General features: G+C 42.6%; 16 protein-coding genes. 6 read left to right on the forward strand and 10 right to left on the reverse strand.

From position 1 onward, the window contains the following. The first annotated feature begins 13 nt into the window (after window positions 1-13). A complete protein-coding gene (locus FJ709_RS04060) occupies window positions 14-844 on the forward strand; it encodes a cobalamin-binding protein (RefSeq protein ID WP_404830042.1) in 831 nt (276 codons plus the stop codon). A gap of 99 nt (window positions 845-943) precedes the next feature. Here FJ709_RS04060 and FJ709_RS04065 read toward each other — a convergent pair whose 3' ends face one another. After that, the gene (locus FJ709_RS04065; RefSeq protein ID WP_226413681.1) at window positions 944-1,354 is read right to left on the reverse strand and encodes a hypothetical protein; all 411 of its coding nucleotides are present in this window, start codon (window positions 1,352-1,354) and stop codon (window positions 944-946) included. A gap of 124 nt (window positions 1,355-1,478) precedes the next feature. Further along, window positions 1,479-2,966, reverse strand: a complete 1,488-nt coding sequence (locus FJ709_RS04070; RefSeq protein ID WP_226413683.1) for a hypothetical protein — start codon at window positions 2,964-2,966, stop codon at window positions 1,479-1,481. A 376-nt stretch (window positions 2,967-3,342) separates the two neighbouring features. Here FJ709_RS04070 and FJ709_RS04075 point away from each other — a divergent pair, with 376 nt between their 5' ends. From FJ709_RS04075 to torR, 3 genes are all read left to right on the forward strand, one after another. After that, a complete protein-coding gene (locus FJ709_RS04075; protein ID WP_226413685.1) occupies window positions 3,343-3,687 on the forward strand; it encodes a DNA polymerase III subunit psi in 345 nt (114 codons plus the stop codon). Between the two features lie 155 nt (window positions 3,688-3,842). After that, entirely contained in the window at window positions 3,843-4,592 is a 750-nt protein-coding gene (locus FJ709_RS04080) for a TorF family putative porin (RefSeq protein WP_226413687.1), read from the forward strand. Between the two features lie 186 nt (window positions 4,593-4,778). After that, window positions 4,779-5,504 carry a two-component system response regulator TorR gene (torR, locus tag FJ709_RS04085; RefSeq protein ID WP_226413689.1) on the forward strand — a complete coding sequence of 242 codons (726 nt, stop codon included), beginning with the start codon at window positions 4,779-4,781 and terminating at the stop codon, window positions 5,502-5,504. On the opposite strand, the gene torT is transcribed toward torR, so the two are convergent. Further along, on the reverse strand, window positions 5,488-6,564 hold the full coding sequence (gene torT, locus FJ709_RS04090) for a TMAO reductase system periplasmic protein TorT (RefSeq protein WP_226413691.1): 1,077 nt from the start codon (window positions 6,562-6,564) through the stop codon (window positions 5,488-5,490). The genes torR and torT overlap by 17 nt on opposite strands. A gap of 86 nt (window positions 6,565-6,650) precedes the next feature. Here torT and torS point away from each other — a divergent pair, with 86 nt between their 5' ends. After that, window positions 6,651-9,800 carry a TMAO reductase system sensor histidine kinase/response regulator TorS gene (gene torS / locus FJ709_RS04095; RefSeq protein WP_226413693.1) on the forward strand — a complete coding sequence of 1,050 codons (3,150 nt, stop codon included), beginning with the start codon at window positions 6,651-6,653 and terminating at the stop codon, window positions 9,798-9,800. A 72-nt stretch (window positions 9,801-9,872) separates the two neighbouring features. Here the strand turns inward: torS and torD are convergent, their stop codons facing one another. From torD to FJ709_RS04115, 4 genes are all read right to left on the reverse strand, one after another. Further along, the gene (gene torD, locus FJ709_RS04100) at window positions 9,873-10,511 is read right to left on the reverse strand and encodes a molecular chaperone TorD (RefSeq protein ID WP_226413695.1); all 639 of its coding nucleotides are present in this window, start codon (window positions 10,509-10,511) and stop codon (window positions 9,873-9,875) included. A 101-nt stretch (window positions 10,512-10,612) separates the two neighbouring features. Continuing rightward, on the reverse strand, window positions 10,613-13,105 hold the full coding sequence (torA, locus tag FJ709_RS04105; protein WP_226413697.1) for a trimethylamine-N-oxide reductase TorA: 2,493 nt from the start codon (window positions 13,103-13,105) through the stop codon (window positions 10,613-10,615). Window positions 13,106-13,117: 12 nt separating this feature from the next. Continuing rightward, a complete protein-coding gene (torC, locus tag FJ709_RS04110) occupies window positions 13,118-14,296 on the reverse strand; it encodes a pentaheme c-type cytochrome TorC (protein ID WP_226413699.1) in 1,179 nt (392 codons plus the stop codon). Between the two features lie 39 nt (window positions 14,297-14,335). Continuing rightward, window positions 14,336-14,506 carry a periplasmic nitrate reductase, NapE protein gene (locus FJ709_RS04115; protein ID WP_226413701.1) on the reverse strand — a complete coding sequence of 57 codons (171 nt, stop codon included), beginning with the start codon at window positions 14,504-14,506 and terminating at the stop codon, window positions 14,336-14,338. 238 nt (window positions 14,507-14,744) lie between these two features. On the opposite strand from FJ709_RS04115, the gene rimI reads away from it, so the two are divergent. Then, the gene (rimI, locus tag FJ709_RS04120; protein ID WP_226413703.1) at window positions 14,745-15,191 is read left to right on the forward strand and encodes a ribosomal protein S18-alanine N-acetyltransferase; all 447 of its coding nucleotides are present in this window, start codon (window positions 14,745-14,747) and stop codon (window positions 15,189-15,191) included. A 308-nt stretch (window positions 15,192-15,499) separates the two neighbouring features. Here the strand turns inward: rimI and lipA are convergent, their stop codons facing one another. From lipA to ybeD, 3 genes are all read right to left on the reverse strand, one after another. Then, complete coding sequence (lipA, locus tag FJ709_RS04125; protein WP_226413705.1) at window positions 15,500-16,465, reverse strand: lipoyl synthase; 966 nt, start codon at window positions 16,463-16,465, stop codon at window positions 15,500-15,502. Further along, window positions 16,465-17,115, reverse strand: a complete 651-nt coding sequence (lipB, locus tag FJ709_RS04130; protein ID WP_226413707.1) for a lipoyl(octanoyl) transferase LipB — start codon at window positions 17,113-17,115, stop codon at window positions 16,465-16,467. Before lipB ends, lipA begins: the two co-directional genes overlap by 1 nt. Before the next feature lie 109 nt (window positions 17,116-17,224). Continuing rightward, complete coding sequence (ybeD, locus tag FJ709_RS04135) at window positions 17,225-17,491, reverse strand: DUF493 family protein YbeD (RefSeq protein WP_226413709.1); 267 nt, start codon at window positions 17,489-17,491, stop codon at window positions 17,225-17,227. Window positions 17,492-17,499 lie beyond the last annotated feature (8 nt).

Raw genomic sequence — 17,499 nt, forward strand, 5'->3', positions numbered from 1 at the left:
CGCATTAGTGACAATGCCACTCACCGTTTTTGCACAAACGGTTGAAGCTGGTATTCCTGCGAATAGCCACGCAAATATTCACGCTACTGGCGCAAAACGTATTATTGCTTTATCTCCTCACGGCGTTGAAATGCTTTATGCCATAGGAGCGGGTGACAGAATTGTCGCGACCACAGATCATGCGGACTACCCAGAGTCAGCAAAGTTTATTCCCCGTATTGGTGGCTATTATGGCATTCAAATAGAGCGAATTATTGAGCTTAATCCTGATTTGGTTGTTGTGTGGGCAAGTGGTAATAAGCTGGAGGATATTAATCAAATTAAGCAACTGGGTTTTACTGTGTTTAATAGTGACCCTAAATCCTTAGATGATGTTGCGACAGAGATTGAACAGTTAGGGCGACTTACAGGTCAAGCGCAACAAGCACAACAAGTGGCAGCAGACTTCCGCCAGCAGTTAGCTGACATTCGTCAACAAAACAGACTTAAATCCAAGGTTAAAGTGTTTTATCAGTTGTGGTCGACACCATTAATGACAGTGTCTAAAGGAAGCTGGATTGAGCATATTATTGGTGCATGCAATGGGGCTAATGTATTTTATGAGGCCGCAAGCGAATATCCGCAAATTAGTATTGAAAATGTATTGTTAACTGATGCCGAAGTGATTTTGCAAAGTCAGGACGAAGGAAATGTCATGGGGGTTAATTGGTCACAGTGGCCTGAATTACCAGCGGTTAAAAACAAACATATTTATCAGTTAGATGCCGATGTATTACATAGGGCGTCACCGCGAGTTCTTCAAGGGATTAAGCTGGTTTGTGAAGCACTTGATAAAGCGAGATAGGATAATTTGAAGCTTCTTGGTTAAGGTAGCACTTAATTTAATTATTAAAGGGGGCAAGATAGCACTGTGTCCCTATTTACCTGAGCAATGAATCGCTAATTAGCGCTGCACTATAAAATCGGATTCAGCTAGCCAATCGGCAGCTTCTGTTTTACTAGTGAAAATGCACCTTTCAAAATCACCGTGTCTCTCAACGACCATTTGGTCTAAAAAATGTTTTTTAATCGCCGATTTACTGTAAATATGTGCAGCTTTTTGTAGGCCATTATCGATACACCATGTCACTAAAGGAATGATCACCTGGAACATTTCTGCTTCGCATAACTCCCATTCATCAAGATATACAATATGTCCCCAAGGATTGCCTATTAAGGGCTGAGCGACATGCATGAATTGATTTTTATAAGCAACGGCAGCCTCTTTATTCCAACTGCCATTAAGTGTTGCCACAATGACATTATTCTCTACCGTTAATGTAAAACTCCCATGTTGGGCAAAATCTATTTTCATTGTTTATTTGCCTTAATAATAAATTATTAAATTATGTTAGTGTTAAAAAATAAAAAAGTCAGCCTAATTTTTGTATTTAGGCTGACTTATGTGCTGTCAATTTATATCGGTGAGATTAGCAAATTTATAAATATTCTACTTCGAGTGAAATCAGCATGGCATCGTCATCTTCAGTGGTGAACTCGGCTCTAATCTCATAATCATTATTGGTGACTGTCATTTTTTCTAACCAGAATGTCGCGCTGCTTGCATACTTATCCATCATGGCTTGTTTAGTTTCAGGTATGTTCATTTGCTTTAAAAAACGCATAAAGTCTTCATCAGATTCAACAGGGTAATTGATACTTTCCGATAGCTTGATTTGCTTGATCGTATTGTCGACGTGTTTTACTTGTATGTGTTTAGACAATACCTCCCAGCTCCCATCATCAGAGTAATTGATAACGTTGGGTACGTAGTGAGTGACTAAATCTTGTATTTTTAAGGGTTTAGGTTTAGATACTGGTACAAGTAAGTTATTTAACAAGTTGCTATCGATATCAGAATACTGAATCTGACTTTCATCTCTATCATAGTCACGTGAGGAAAAAGTAAAGCCACTTAGCAACAAATCTGGTTCTTTACCGTTATATGAGGAAAACTCTGAGAAATCTAACCTCAATAGATTTTTTTGGTTTGAAACAGTGTATTCAGCTTTTGACTTCTGTTTGAGGTAATTTAATTTTGCGCGTACGTTAGGTACATCATCACGGAACCCAGCTTTATCATCGATAAGCCAATTATTGTCAAAGTCTTCATCATATAAAATAAAATTCTTACCGGTGTAATTCAGTAATGAATGCTCTTTATAAGTAATTTTTTGTACTTTGTCATTTTCGATAATAAGCCATAAGTCACGGCCATATAACCAAGCCGTGGTATCTGCACTCAGGGTAAACACTGCACTTGCTGGGCCAAGAATATTGAGAACGTATTCAGTCGAGTTATTAATGTTAATGCCATAAGCACCTGATAAGGTGATATTTGTTGACAGCTTGCCCGCTTCATTTGCTTTAGCGGAAAGTTTTGCCAGTTCTAATTGTGTCATCAGTGCTGGAGTAAAGTTTTTTGATGATGTGCCAGCTCTGGCGGTATTGACTGTTCGCGTTGGTGCTTGCACTGCTTGTTCCGGTTGGACAATGGCAATTGCTAGCTCAGGCTCAGGTTCAGGTATTGCAATTGATGCGGCCGGTTTTTTTTGTGACGGAGTGACGGAACGCTCAAAAATAATGGGCCTACGGCTCAGTTGGTTATATGCAGTGCTCATTGATGACAAACTTTCATCATCATCACAAAAATCGATTAAATCAGCGGTAATAATTAGCTTATTGGTTTGAATAAGATTAGTGATAATAATGGCATCGACGCGTTTTTCTTTTGCTTTTTCTCTGATCAATTGAAAACTACTGGCTATTAGCTTGTTATTCGCGCTGTCAGTGAGTTTTTTTTCAATATAAATACCATCAACAATAATAGGCGCACATGAAGGTAAAAAATTAAGAATAGGGGGAAGTGATTTGGCTGAAACGGGTAGACTTAAAATAAGCAGCATTAATACTAACAGTTTGTTCATTTTCTGGCGCATCCTTTTGGTTTTGCTTGAATTCATGCTAATTACTTTTTAATCATGTTCTGTTTAATTGGCATTGCTAGCGCTTACTCATCCGTACTTTAGTACTGTTTTATGACTAATAATTGAGTAGCGGCTCTAATTTAACAAGTATTTAACAACCATGTCAAAGGTGGAGTGCAGATTTTGTTACCAAAAAAGATAAAAATCTCGCTGATTCGCTATTCTTTAGGAAACTTAACAGGGTTTCAAATATCACTACGGTGTGGCTTGTCATAGTGGCGACTGCTTTATTTTTTCCTGCATTTTAAGCATTCGCTTCCCCTCATCTAAGCTAACCTGATATTCTTATTTTATTATTGATTGATAGACTGTGAATATGGACAAATCGGCTTTTCTAGATGCAATGAACATCACCCGTTGGCGTAGCGCTGACAAACCGGGTAAACCTTTCCTGGTATTACATGATGTGGATGCAGATTTATCTGAACAACAGTTTATTGAAAATGTGCTGGCCCAATTAGATATAACCCCAGACCAATGCGATTTTGATTGCGAAGTGATCAAAGGTCCGCAGGTTGTTTGGGATATGCGTAAAGTAAAAAGACGTCCACGGGTAGCATGGTTAGTCAGTGCACCACTGGAAGATGTGCTTCAAAGTGGGACTGAAAAGCGCCAGCTATGGCAGCAAATTTGTTCTGTGGTAGATAAACAACAAAGCTAATTTTATAGGGCTTATCTTTTACATCAGATTAAATGCCATTATTCATAATTTTTCATATTCATTTCTTATCAATTCATATCAAGCACAATAGCCATTCATAAGTTTTGCATATAGTCACCCTATCAATAATAAGTGGTAAACATAGGGTGATAATTATGAACAAAATACATCAACTGACTCAATCGGTTTTACTTGGCAGCTTGCTATTTTCAGCCGTGCCATTTGCATTTGCTGCAGATGATGCTGACGTGTTTGGCGGTAAAATTAGCGGCAACATGACTTTCGCATCTGATTATGTTTTTCGCGGTGAATCTGAAACGATGGACGGCGACGTTCCAGTGGTACAAGGCACGTTAGGTTGGGCTAACGATGATGGTTGGTACACTGGCGTTTTTGCTTCAAATATTAAGTTTGCTGATCCTAATTTAGAAATCGTTACCGCGCCATACATTGGTAAAGCTGGCGAGTTTGGTGATAGTGGCATTACCTATGACGTGATGGTCTTTTCTTACCTTTATCCGGGTGCGTCTTATTCAAACTACACCGAATTATGGATTAAAGTGGGTAAACAGTTTGGCCGTGCAAACGTACAACTAGAAGTGACCCCAACGGTTGATGACTGGTTTGGTGTAGAAGGCTGGCAAGGGGTGAACTACGCAGTACACCCAAGTTATCAATTCGACAGTGGCTGGAAAGTGTCTGGCAGCGTGGGTTATCAGGATTTAGATGGCGAGGGAGCAGAAGGTTGGGGACACTGGAATCTTGGTGTCAGTAAAGTCTATGCAGGGATTAATTTCGATGTGCGTTACCATGGCAGCACAGTTGACTCTGATCATAAAGTGTATGGTACCCAAACCGAAATTTTTGATGATCGCCTTGTTGTCGGTATTAACAAAAGTTTCTAGCCTGCAATAGCAGCTTCGCAGTAATTATTGGTATGGGATCTGAAACGTCACTCTCCCTTAGTGATATTCAGGTCCTTTTTTTAGACTTTTTTGCTACCCGCTACTCATTCCTTGGAGATCTTTATAGGCAAATGTGAAAAATTATGAATAATATCGGTCATTGGCTTAAATACTTTGGATTTAACGATGGCGCATACATTTGTATCACACACAGTGCTGGTGGTTGATGATGAGGCGGTAATACGTGCTCGCTTAAAAGGATATTTTGAGCGTGAAGGTTATCGGGTACTCGAAGCTGGCGACGGCGAGCAGATGTGGCAACAGTTTGCCAATAATCATATCGATTTAGTCATGTTAGATGTCAACTTGCCCGGTGTTGATGGTTTAAGTTTAGCCCGTGATTTACGCAGCCGTTCTGATGTCGGCATTATTTTGGTTACTGGGCGCTATGAAACTATCGACAAAATTGTTGGCCTTGAAATGGGCGCCGATGATTATGTGACTAAACCTTTTGAACTTAGAGAGCTGTTGGTTAGGGTTAAAAATTTGCTTTGGCGGATTTCGTTAGTTAAAAAAGCCCAGCAGGAAGTGGTCGAGCAATTTGAAAAGTGTGACGATTTAATTGTGTTCGACCGGTACGTTTTAGAATTAAATAGTCGTAAGTTATCCCGCGGTGATGAAGTGATTAAACTCACCAAAGCGGAATTTGAATTACTGACGGCTTTTGCTTTACACCCACAGCAGGTTTTATCTCGCGAACGTTTGATGCAGCAAACAAGTCATCGAAATGAAGATGTCAATGACAGAACCATAGACGTGATTATCCGCCGTCTACGCAATAAGCTTCAGGCAGATTTATTTGTTACCGTACACGGTGAAGGTTACTTATTTGCCACTAAGGTTGAAGACTAGGCGAAACTACACGGTAGACGGGATAAAAGTCAGCAGGGGCTAAGCTATTTTTAAGTGCATTAAAGGACACTTTACCTTGTGATAGCTTTAGTATTTGCGGGCCTATGTCACCAAAGGGCGCAGCACCTTCAAGCTCTTTTACTATTACATCAATGGCTAACTTACCTTGTAACACCACCTGATCATCTGTGCTAAAAGCCACTTTATGTCGATACAGTCCCCGCAACGTGGCGGGAGATAAATAGCTACCGACTAACTTTACCTGCCCAGTTAGCTGCTTATGTTGTAAAGAGCCAATCGCCGCCTCAATGGCCACGGCACTTCCTAAAATATAATCGGGAATATGATCATTGAGTAAGTGATGCAATTGGTCACGGTAAAGGTTGCGATTATTATCAGTATGGCGAATAGATGACACTTCTATCGAGCTGTTTGCTATGGCATCAAGAATACCAAGTTCAACCCAACTGCTACCGCCAACGCCTTCGGGGCCAGTTAATAGCGCTAGTTTTACTGGTTTATCTGCAGGGATCTTTGATTGCGACTGGCTAATATAATTGCCGGCAATCCAACCCATTTGATACCAATTCACGCCAACACGGGTATTGATGATAGGGCTATTGAGTTGATTGACCAGCGCAATAATCGGTTTATTGATAGATCCTTTATAATGCTTAAGTAAATCAGGGCTGACAGTACCAAGCAAAATCGCATCAAATGGCTCTGTTAAACAGTGTTCCAGTTGCTTTAGTTGTTGGTCTTTGCGGTAATAACTGCCCGCCTCAAATAACTCAAGGTTAACCCCTAATTGGCTGGCATGTGACACCAAACCATAATCGATGCCTATCCAATAAGCATCTTTAAGGTGGGGAACTAATGCACAAATGCGCCAGTTTTTTTTGGCAGACGTTAAGGCGTTATAATGGATTTTTTCAGTGGTTTGAATTTTTTCATTAAACGGCGTTCGTTGCTCTAATGACCAATGGTTGTCGGTTTTTGCTTCAACCAGTGATGAAATTGTCCCTAAACAAAAAATGAGTATATAAATGAGTTGTCGCATCTTATTGTCTCTATTAGGGTGTCTAAGCCGTTAAGTAAAACACTGTGGTTTTTGTCGAGTAGATTGTAACAGTTTAAGGAATGAATGTGAGTGCTTTATCACTATCAGGTAAGAGCTTAGTTGGTCGCCTCATGCTGGCATTTAGTCTATTGGGACTGCTATTACTATTATTAGTCAGTCTGGGCAGTTTATCCTTGTATTGGGTAAAATTAGCCGATCAGTATTTATACGAAGAAGCCTTACCAGCCTCGGAAGCCGCCAGACAACTTATGCAGTCGTCCAATGTATTACTCGACAATGCTCAAGGGCTTGAACGAGTGGAAGAAGAAGCCCAACGAGCATTTTTAGGACGTAAATTATCTTTAGAAAGCACCAATTTATTTGCTGCAATTGAACGGCTTAATGCGTTAAATGTGCAAGATAGTCATAACAGTAAAGATAATAATTTGGCCTTACTTGCGAGTGAAATTATTGATGACTTATCTGTCTTAGGGCGTCAGGTTGGCGCACGTTTAGCATTAACCGCACTATTAGATGATAAAGGCAGCGACCTTGCCGAAGCAGCCAGTCGTAGCGGTGTGTTGCTTGAAGCCGAGCAGGCGGTCGTCGACTCGGCTATTTTGGCCAAATTAAGCCTAGCTTACCCGCAAGTGGCAGGTGAAGCGCAAAGCGCTCACTTGCTCGACACTATCATAGAACAAGATTTAGATATCAGAGAGCGCTTAAACAGGGCGTTAGCGCTTATTCATCATATCGCATTAGTGGGCCAATTATTGCAGTCTCCCGAGCAACAACTTGGATTAAATAAAATATTAGACAGCATGACACGGGTGCTTTATCAATCGGGTATTCGCCCTAAAACAAGCGGCCAAAATGTGGCGGGAGAACACCCCAATCACGCCTCAGGCTTTGATGTTTCAAATAGCGCTGTGGGTAAGCAAATTGATTTAATGCCGCTTGAATTATTAAAAGGGCTTATTCGCGATCCGGTGAGGGCGACAGAGCTTGAGCAAGAATTAGTTTTGCTAAGAGAAGTGAATATTGGTTTACGTTTACAGCAGCAATATGCGCAAGTGTTAGCTAAGCAAAATGCTCAGTTGATGCAGTTAACTGACAAATTAAGCCTGTTGAATAAGTCAGTCGATGGGGCGATGAAAGCCCAGCAAATCCAAGCAGACAATGCCCGCCGCGATTTTTTACAGCAACTGTTTTGGGCAAAGTCCGGCCTGTGGGCAACGGGCGTGTTAATGTTCATTATCATGATGCTGGTGGTATATCGGGTGATTTATAAAGGCATTGCCCTGCGCTTAAATGAAGCGACTGCGGCGTTATCACAATTAAGCCTAGGTAATACCGAGGTTGTGCTTGATCCCCATGGCGATGATGAGCTAACCGCTATGGCTTCAGCTATCGAAGCATTCAAGCAAAAAACTACCCAAAATCAAGCGTTGCAAGCCGAGTTACAAACTACCGCATCTGAACTGATTGTGCATAAAGCCTCTTTAGAAAATACCGTTCAGGCGCGTACCATTGAATTAGCCGAAACCAACCGTCAGTTAGATGCTGAAGCAAAAGGGCACTCGGCCGCAAGGGAGATGGCTGAGCAGGCCAGCAATGCTAAATCATTATTCTTAGCGACCATGAGCCATGAAATTCGCACGCCATTAAATGGACTTTTAGGCACGTTAACCTTATTGAGCCATTCACCTTTACCGCCAGCCCAAAAGCAAATGCTGGCTTTGTCTCAATATAGCGGCACATTACTGCAAACCGTGTTGAACGATATTTTAGATTTTTCGCGTTTAGAACAAGGCAAGTTAACTAACGAGCCGCGACCCGTTGCGTTAAATGATCTGTTAGATGAAGTGATGGCGGTGATGATGTCGGGTGCGGGGCTAGCCGGATTATCTTTATCGTTAAACCGTCAAAATTTGCCGCAATGGATACATGTCGATGGGCCTAAACTGCGTCAGGTGTTGTTTAATTTGTTAGCTAATGCCATTAAGTTTACCGCCAAGGGCGGGGTTGAATTACACGTAGGTGTGGTTCAACAGCAGCTGACATTCGCGGTTATTGATACTGGCGTCGGTATTCGTGAAACCGCAATGGAGCAATTGTTTATCGCCTACAGTACTCAACCTAATCAAGGACGCACCCGTGGTACAGGATTGGGGCTGTCAATTTGTAAAGAGTTGGTCGCGCTGATGAACGATTTTGACAATAACAGCCAAAACAACCTCGACAATGCCAGCCAATGTATTCGGGTGGATAGCCAAGTGGGTAAGGGCTCAACATTTAGCTTTAGCTTACCACTCATTATTTGTAATCAAGCCGATGAATTAAGCCGTATTGAGCTGCCCAAAGTGGCTGCTAAAAATCTGTTGGTCATTGAAGATAATAAAGTTAACGCCATGGTTGCCCAGGGCTTTTTAGCTCACCTTGGTCATCAGTCTATATTGGTTGAAAGCTGCGCGCAGGCAAGAGCAGTTTATCGGCAGGATAATGCCGCACAGTTTGACGCGATTATGCTGGATATTCAGTTAGGTGATGGCTCGGGCATTGAGTTGTTAGCTGAGTTAACCCAGATTACACAATCGGCGCATTTAAGCACTAATATCGCCGCGTTTACCGCTCAAGTGCAAGATGATGATATGCAAATCTATAAAGCAGCAGGGTTTGATTCGGTACTCGAAAAGCCACTGAATATGCAGGCTTTAGCTGCATGGATTGGCGTTGCTTGTGAATCATTTCAAACCGACACTCACAGTGTGGGGGCGGCATTTCAAACCGACACTGCAACGCTTGAACAAGATGAATTGAATCCTAATACCATAGATGAAGATAGCCTAGTTGAAGATAAGCCAATTGCTGCCAGCACTCTTAAGATGGAGGCGAATTCTTCTCCAATAAACAAGTCAGCGGCGCATTTGCTCAATGAGCAGCAAATTACTGAGGACTTACAATACTTAGGCGCTGATGCGTTAACTGAAATGCTAAGCTTGTTTAAAACAAGCAGCAGCGCTCAGATGGCGGCATTAGCTCAGTTGCCAGCCAACAGCGGCGAATTATTACATGGACTCAAAGGCAGTAGCGCCAGCATGGGATTAGCCGCGTTAAGTCAGCGGTGTCAGCAATTGGAATCATGTACGTTAACTGATGAAGGGTATCAAGCACTGCAACGATTATGGCAGGACTCGATTGATGCTGTGTCGCTAAAACTGACGGGTATGACTTAAGCTAGCAGATTGCATGAATAAAAAAACACCGAGCAAGCTCGGTGTTTTGGTCCTTGGGGAGGAAGGGTGAAACTAATTTGCTCGTAGAGCATCACAATCACTGGCAACCCAGGCCTGGGTAAGTCTGGCAAGGGCGGCATAGAAATTACCGCTATCAACCGTCATTACCTTATCGGTAAACTGAGGTAACCAAGCATTCAAATATTGGGCGATAAAGGCCTGTTGTGTTTTATCGTCACTGCAACAGGCTTGGTGGGCTACGTAGGCTAAAATTACCGCGATATGATCCGCAGGTTCAGGAAACTCACTTTGCACAGCCAATTGACTTTGTTGTAAAAAAGTCTTCATTTGCTGATGCTGCTCACCAAATAATAATACTTCATCCCCAGCGTCATTATCGCCAAGATACAAGCTGGCATAGGGACTTGCGCTATGTTTAGTGCCGACTAAAAACAATCCGCAATAATCCGCCGCAAGTTCCAATAACGCCCTGTCAGTATGTAGAGTATTCAACACTGAATTTAAGCTAGCGATATCTTGTGCCAACAAGGGATCGCTGGCCAGTTGAGCAAAGAAGGCTTGAGCCTGACTGGATGTCAGTTCATGCAATAGTTGATGATCAAGCTCTTTAGCAAAAAGCGATGAGAGCAGTCTGTATACCATAGCGCGGCCCTGGTTCATTGGGGTGGCGTACACTTGAGTTTCATTCATCTATGTTGTCTCCTTTAAGCCTATTCAGCTCATTACTAATACTGTTTAAGGTTTACACGCCAAGGATAAACTTGGCGTGTAAAACCTTAAGTTGAGCTGATTTAGATTTTCGCTTCAATTGGGCCACTAAACGAGCTGACCTCTGGCACTTTGCCCTGATACTTTTCAAAGTTAACTAAACAAGTATAGGCTGCACAAGCTTGGGCTAGCTTGGAGGTGCCGATATCTTGAGTCAAGGTATTTGGATCACCATAGCTGCATAATGCACCAATTTCATTGCCCCCTTGTTTGCTGCCATCTTTGCCAACAGGGCCGTACCAGGCACCTTCGTGGATACGAATAACACCGCGTGGAAAATTGTCAGACACCACAGCGCCTGCAAGCAATTGACCACGGTCGTTAAATACCCGCACTATATCACCGTCTTTAATACCACGTTGTTTGGCATCAGTTGGGTTTAAGTAAACTGGCTCACGCCCTTTTACTGTGTAGGTTGCACGATATTGCTCAGACTCACACATTTGCGAATGTAAGCGTTTATCTGGGTGACAAGATTGCATCCACACAGGGTACTTGTCTGAACCGGGCCCACCATGACTGCGTTCTGACTTTTCCATCCAGGTTGGGTGGCCTGGGCAATCATCATAGTTAAACTGCGCAATCTTACGGCTGAATATCTCAATCAAACCTGATGGTGTGCCAAGTGGCGCCATTTCTGGATCGTTTCTGAAATCAGCGTGACGAGTCCAAGGTTGACCTTCACCAAAGTGAACATAACCGTCTTTCCAGAAGGTATCGAAATCTGGCATGTCAAACTTGCCCGCGTTATCGGCTTTGCACTCGTTATACAGCTTTTTAAGCCAATCAAACTCAGACATACCGCGGGTATACTCTTGCTCTTTACCCATAATTTTGGCAAATCGAGTAAAGATTTCAAAGTCAGATAAGCTTTCAAATAATGGCTCAACCATCTTTTGCATTGCTAATACACCACGGTTAGCGTAACTGCCATAGACATCAATATCATTGCGCTCAAACGTGGTACAGGCTGGTAACACAATATCAGAGAAGCGGCATGTCGCCGTCCAGTTCATATCAATGGTGACCACACATTCAAGCTTTTTAAATGCTTGCTTCATTTTGTTTCTATCTTGATGATGGTTCCATGGGTTGTTACCTGAAAACACCATCATTTTGACATCTGGATACGTCACTTTTGAACCATTAGCATCAATGGTTTTACCCGGTTCTAAAATGGCATCAATCCAGCGAGCAACAGGTATAGTGCTACTTGCGCCTTTGAAGTCATTATTATCAAACAGCGGCTTTTGGCCTTCATCTAAATTACGTGGGAATGCACCAGGCGCTGCGGCTCCTGATGAGGGGACGCCAATACTTGAGTAATGGTGACCGTAGCTTATCCCGCCGCCAGGTAAACCAATTTGGCCAATCATAGTGGCTAACACAGCTGCCATCCAATACGGTTGTTCACCGTGTTGTTGACGCTGAATACACCAGCCCATCATGATTTGGGTACGACCTTTAGTCATTACCTTGGCTAAATCACGAATGATTTCAGGAGTCACGCCAGTAATCTTACTGGCCCATTCAGGGGTTTTTACAATACCATCAGACTCGCCTAATAGGTAAGGTAGGAAGTGTTCAAATCCTAAGCTGTATCCTTCGATAAACTTTTTATCATGCAGGTTTTTGATCACCATTTCATGAGCAATGCCCAGCATTAATGCTACGTCAGTTTGTGGGTTGACATACAGTTGCTCGCAGCCCAAATACTGCTGCGTTTTAGTGACCACAGGGTCAATGCTGATCACGCGGATTTTACCTTGCTTAACCTTCTCTTTCAGCTGCGCAAGGTAGCCATATGACTCGTGGGTTTCAGCGTTCCAACCCACTTGCAGATTTTTATAGGGATCGTTAGACCACAAAATAATAGTGTCTGACTGTTCAAGGATTAACGGCCATGACGTGCCCTGGGCGTATACTTCAGTTGAGCCTAAAATATACGGTAAAATAGTTTGTCCTGCGCCGGTAGAGTAATCACCAATTTTTTTAACAAAATTACCGTGCATGCCAACAGCACGTTGCATATGGCTAGTGCTCGAGTGCAGTTGCCCCGTCGCGCGCCAGCCTGTTTGCCCTGCATGTAAGCCTGATGGCCCATACTTGGTTTGTACTTCGTCTAATGAGTCTTTGAACAAGTTCAGTGCCTTGTCCCAAGTGACGCGAACAAAACGAAAATCACCGCGCTGTGAAGTATCACTTTTATGACCTTTTAATAAAAAGTCTAAACGTACCATAGGGTAGCGAACGCGCGATGGGTTATACACTAACCCTTTTACGCCGTTAATCATATCGGTTGGATACTTGTCTAAGTCAAAAGGGATCACCTGATCAATGACACCATTTTTACGCTTCATCTTGAATGCACCAAAATGCGAGCCGGTTGTTAACCATTCATCATTAGCCATGGTTCCCGCTGCTGCCAAAGCCTTAAATGGCGCTAGCACTGATGCACTGCTTAGGCTAACAAATGAGGTTGCTGCTAAGCCTTTAAGAAAGTCTCTTCTGTTCATAATGATGTCCTATTAGTGCGCTGACTTGTCGAAAGTAGATGAATGTTCCTGTAGGTACTTTTGCACAAGTGCTTGGGTATCTTGGTCCATGTTGACGAACGCTATCATGCCTTGAAACATTCCAGGCCAGCTGTTGGCATCGAAGTGCGCTTCAGCAGGTTGGGTATGACACACACTACAACTGTTGGTATATGTGTCTCTTGCATAGTCCCAAAGTGGTTGTAGATCTTTGACTAGGTAATCTGAGTCGGTCCAAATTTTGGCTTCAACACGTTGCCAAATAAGTCCTGTCATCGGATCTTCTTTTTGCTCGAACACTTCCATTACACCGTCTTCAAGGGCGGCATCTTTTGACAATTGAGCCGATAAAATGTTTAGGCCAAAATCGTAGTAAATCACTCGGCCCGCGCCGACTTTTTTACGCCAGCCATCAATGCCAATTTTAACGCGATTACCTTTGGTTTCTAATACGGTCACTTTAGTGGCAATGTTTAGGGTACCGGCTTCAACGTCAGTTTTTTCGTTGAAGTAAAGTGGTTTAGTTAATGCGGTAAAGTAACTGCTGTTCGCTTCAAGGCTTGATTCACCAGCACCGACTTGGGCAATTAATTCAGGTGCACGTGAGGTGCCCATATCAGGTAGCTTGTGGGCAATTCCTTTGTGACAATCGATACAGCTTTGGTCTGTTTCCGCAGCACGTTTCATTTGTTTCTGCGCCAGTTTTGACATGTCTTCCCACTTCATTGAGTCGTAGTTATGACAGTTTTTACAGGCCAATGAATCATCACGATCAAAACGTTTCCACTCACGGCTTGCCATTTCAAGGCGTTTCGCTTCAAACTTTTCTTCGGTATTCACGGTTTGCATTAACCAGCCCCACATATCGTGTGATGCTTCAATTTTACGGCCAATTTTACGGCTCCAGTTATGCGGCACGTGACAATCAGGACACGTAGCACGCACACCAGAGTGATTAGACCAATGCACGGTTTGCTGTAACTCTTGGTAGGGTTTACTTTCCATACTGTGACAACTAATACAAAACTCTTCAGTGTTAGTCAGTTCTAAAGCAGTGTTAAAACCGCCCCAAAAAATAATGCCCATTAAAAAGGCTGAAAGGCTAATAGTGCCTAAAGTGAGGTATTTAGCTGGCTGGTTGAGTGTGCGCCAGGTATTGATAAACCATTTCATAACGACATCCTTAATAAGATTGACCCAGAGTGAGAAGGACTAGTGAGCGACCACACCACCAAAGGCTTGGATCATCCAAATAACAAAGCCATAGGCGCTAATGCTGGTGGCTGTGGCAATGGGGAAAAACAAAAAAATGATAAATCCCAGTGCTTTAAGTTCATTGAATTTCACTTTTTTAGGTGTTTCAGATAATTCTTTTGTGGTCATGATTTGCTCTCTTAATGATGACATCTACCGATGAAGCCCATATTAGATAAGAGTTGTTAACAACAGTCAGACCATGGATGAATGGATATAGACAACTTATGAAAGAATATGAATAAATCCCTAAGTGGCAATTGTTAATCTGGTAACAATTACTTTAACTAACTGATATGATTTAGGTATACCTGCTCGCTACCTTAGGCAGTATCACTTTGTAATTGCCCATTTTGTGGAAATATTTATGACTTATTCCTTGGCCGTGTTAACTGAAGATCATCTTGCTCAAATGTCAGCCATTGAACAGGCATGTCATCATTCGCCGATGTCGCAAGCCACCTTAGCCAGTTGTTTCGGGCATTTGTATCGCGTTGAAGGCGTGATGGCAGAGGGGCAATTATGGGGCTTTAGTATTGTTCAGCAGGTGATTGATGAAGTGACCTTGATGGATATCTGCATTGCCCCCTCAGCACAAGGTTTAGGCTTAGGTAAGCGCTTATTAACCTCATTAGTTGCACAGGCAAAGGCATTCGATGCAGTGGTGATTATGTTAGAGGTGCGCCAGTCTAACTTGAGTGCGATTAAGTTATATGAAAAAGCAGGCTTTGTTGAAACCAGTCGTCGTAAGGGGTATTACCCAACGGACGATGGCCATGAAGATGCGATTTTGATGGATTTAGTATTGAGTTAGTTATCCTAGCTATCGATAGTTAGATTCGGGGGCATATCTGATATTCAATCTCTTATATTTTTCGCATCTGATATTTTGTTTTTAATCTACAGTACCTTTTAACTACAGCTGTAGTTGACTATAACGAAGATAACTTAATACAAAAACGAGAAAACAAGCTTGCTTTAATAGCTGGTTTTCTAAAGGCGAGAAAAGTAAGTATTGCGTCTAAACGATGATACCTGCGTAAAATTATTTTTTGAATGGTATTTCAAATAAAAAAACGGCGCTATAAGCGCCGTTTCTGTTCAAACTTTAAAGCCAAAAAGTTACTTTACTTCTTTACCCTGAGCTTGCAAATCCGCATGGTAGCTTGAGCGAACAAGCGGGCCACATGCTGCGTGGGTAAAGCCAAGTTTGTCTGCTAATGCTTTAAGCTCGTCAAACTCTGCTGGTGGTACGTAACGTTCAACCGGCAAGTGGAACTTACTTGGTTGTAAATATTGACCTAATGTCAGCATTTCAACCTTGTGAGCACGTAGGTCATGCAGTACTTCTGCAATTTCTTCGTTAGTTTCACCTAAGCCCATCATTAAGCCAGACTTAGTGGGTACATCAGGATGACGTTCTTTAAACTTTCTCAATAAGTCTAGTGACCACTGATAGTTAGCACCAGGACGCGCTTTACGATAATGCTTAGGCGCGGTTTCTAAATTGTGATTGAACACATCAGGTGGCTCAGTGGCTAAAATTTCTAATGCCGCATCGATACGACCACGGAAGTCAGGCACTAAAATTTCAATTTTAATGTTAGGATTTAACAAGCGAATTTCACGAATACAATCGGCAAAATGTTGTGCGCCACCATCACGTAAGTCATCACGGTCAACCGAGGTGATCACCACATATTTAAGCTTCATATCCGCAATGGTTTGCGCCAGCTTTTTAGGCTCTTCGGCATCAGCGGCTAATGGACGACCATGGGCAACATCACAAAATGGGCAGCGACGAGTACAAATAGCGCCGAGGATCATAAAGGTCGCGGTACCGTGATTAAAACATTCAGCTAGGTTAGGGCAAGAGGCTTCTTCACAAACAGAATGTAAGCCATTTTTACGCAGAGCAGCTTTAATTTCTAAAATACGTGTATTAGATGAAGGCAGCTTTACCCGTAACCAATCTGGCTTGCGCAGCATGGTTTCGCGCTCTGAGGGTACAATTTTGATCGGAATACGTGCAACTTTATCGGCGTCACGTAATTTAACTCCCGGTTGTAATCTTTCAGGCCTATTCATTATTCTGCTAATCCTTGATGATGCACAAGTTGTTGGTAGCCCATAACTTGGCTAAATGTTTGAATGAGTTTATCGCCAGCTTCAAGTACGGTTTGTGGACCGCCGAGTGCTTTGCATTGCACCATTTCAAGACCGGCATAACCACAGGGGTTAATACGTTGGAATGGACCTAGGTCCATGTCTACGTTTAACGCTAAGCCGTGGAATGAACAGCCTTTTCGAATGCGTAAGCCTAACGAGGCTAGTTTGCGTTCTTGTACATATACGCCGGGGGCATCGGCTTTGGCATAGGCTTCTACATTATATAGCGCTAACATATTAACTATGCTTTGCTCTATGTTGTTAACCAGCTGCCTGACGCCCATTTTATTACGTTTTATGTCTATAAGTGGATAAACCACTAGTTGCCCAGGGCCGTGATAGGTGACTTGACCACCACGGTCTACTTGGATCACCGGGATATCGCCAGGATTTAAAATATGCTCACTTTTACCCGCTTGACCTTGGGTAAAAACAGGTTGATGTTCGACAACCCAAAGTTCATCTTGGCTATCACTGTCACGGGTGTCAGTAAATTCCTGCATAGCATGCCATACGGATTGATAGTCTTGCATACCAAGATGGCGAATGTGCAATGTTGATGCTGGCAAGGGCAACGTCTCCCCAAAGGTTGAACCGATCACGTGTATGTTCAACGTGTTTAAAATAATTCCTGACTATTATACTCAAGTTTTACACGTTTACAGAACTCTTTAACGATTAGAGTACGCGTTTTACGCCCTCAATAGCGGCAAGATCAATATACGCTTTTTCAATATGTTCTTTACTGGTGACGGTAATGCGGATCGTAATCGAATAATAACTGCCTTTGCTTGATGTTTTAACGGTTGGCACATAGTCGCCTGGGGCAAGTTGTTGCGCTACTGCGACAACGCGATCGGCCAAGGTGTCATCAGCATCGCCAATAACTTTAAATGGACATGCATTAGGAAACGTCATTACTTCATCAAAAGTGGTATTTAACATCGGATTAC

The sequence above is a fragment of the Shewanella glacialimarina genome, assembly GCF_020511155.1.
Lineage (GTDB): Bacteria > Pseudomonadota > Gammaproteobacteria > Enterobacterales > Shewanellaceae > Shewanella > Shewanella glacialimarina.

What these genes read in the sequence shown, in the direction of transcription:
- FJ709_RS04060 (WP_404830042.1), top strand. Translation starts at nt 14, where the DNA reads ATGCCACTCACCGTTTTTGCACAAACGGTTGAAGCTGGTATTCCTGCG.
- FJ709_RS04065 (WP_226413681.1), bottom strand. Translation starts at nt 1,354, where the DNA reads ATGAAAATAGATTTTGCCCAACATGGGAGTTTTACATTAACGGTAGAG.
- FJ709_RS04070 (WP_226413683.1), bottom strand. Translation starts at nt 2,966, where the DNA reads ATGAACAAACTGTTAGTATTAATGCTGCTTATTTTAAGTCTACCCGTT.
- FJ709_RS04075 (WP_226413685.1), top strand. Translation starts at nt 3,343, where the DNA reads ATGGACAAATCGGCTTTTCTAGATGCAATGAACATCACCCGTTGGCGT.
- FJ709_RS04080 (WP_226413687.1), top strand. Translation starts at nt 3,843, where the DNA reads ATGAACAAAATACATCAACTGACTCAATCGGTTTTACTTGGCAGCTTG.
- torR (WP_226413689.1), top strand. Translation starts at nt 4,779, where the DNA reads ATGGCGCATACATTTGTATCACACACAGTGCTGGTGGTTGATGATGAG.
- torT (WP_226413691.1), bottom strand. Translation starts at nt 6,564, where the DNA reads ATGCGACAACTCATTTATATACTCATTTTTTGTTTAGGGACAATTTCA.
- torD (WP_226413695.1), bottom strand. Translation starts at nt 10,511, where the DNA reads ATGAATGAAACTCAAGTGTACGCCACCCCAATGAACCAGGGCCGCGCT.
- torA (WP_226413697.1), bottom strand. Translation starts at nt 13,105, where the DNA reads ATGAACAGAAGAGACTTTCTTAAAGGCTTAGCAGCAACCTCATTTGTT.
- torC (WP_226413699.1), bottom strand. Translation starts at nt 14,296, where the DNA reads ATGAAATGGTTTATCAATACCTGGCGCACACTCAACCAGCCAGCTAAA.
- FJ709_RS04115 (WP_226413701.1), bottom strand. Translation starts at nt 14,506, where the DNA reads ATGACCACAAAAGAATTATCTGAAACACCTAAAAAAGTGAAATTCAAT.
- rimI (WP_226413703.1), top strand. Translation starts at nt 14,745, where the DNA reads ATGACTTATTCCTTGGCCGTGTTAACTGAAGATCATCTTGCTCAAATG.
- lipA (WP_226413705.1), bottom strand. Translation starts at nt 16,465, where the DNA reads ATGAATAGGCCTGAAAGATTACAACCGGGAGTTAAATTACGTGACGCC.
- ybeD (WP_226413709.1), bottom strand. Translation starts at nt 17,491, where the DNA reads ATGTTAAATACCACTTTTGATGAAGTAATGACGTTTCCTAATGCATGT.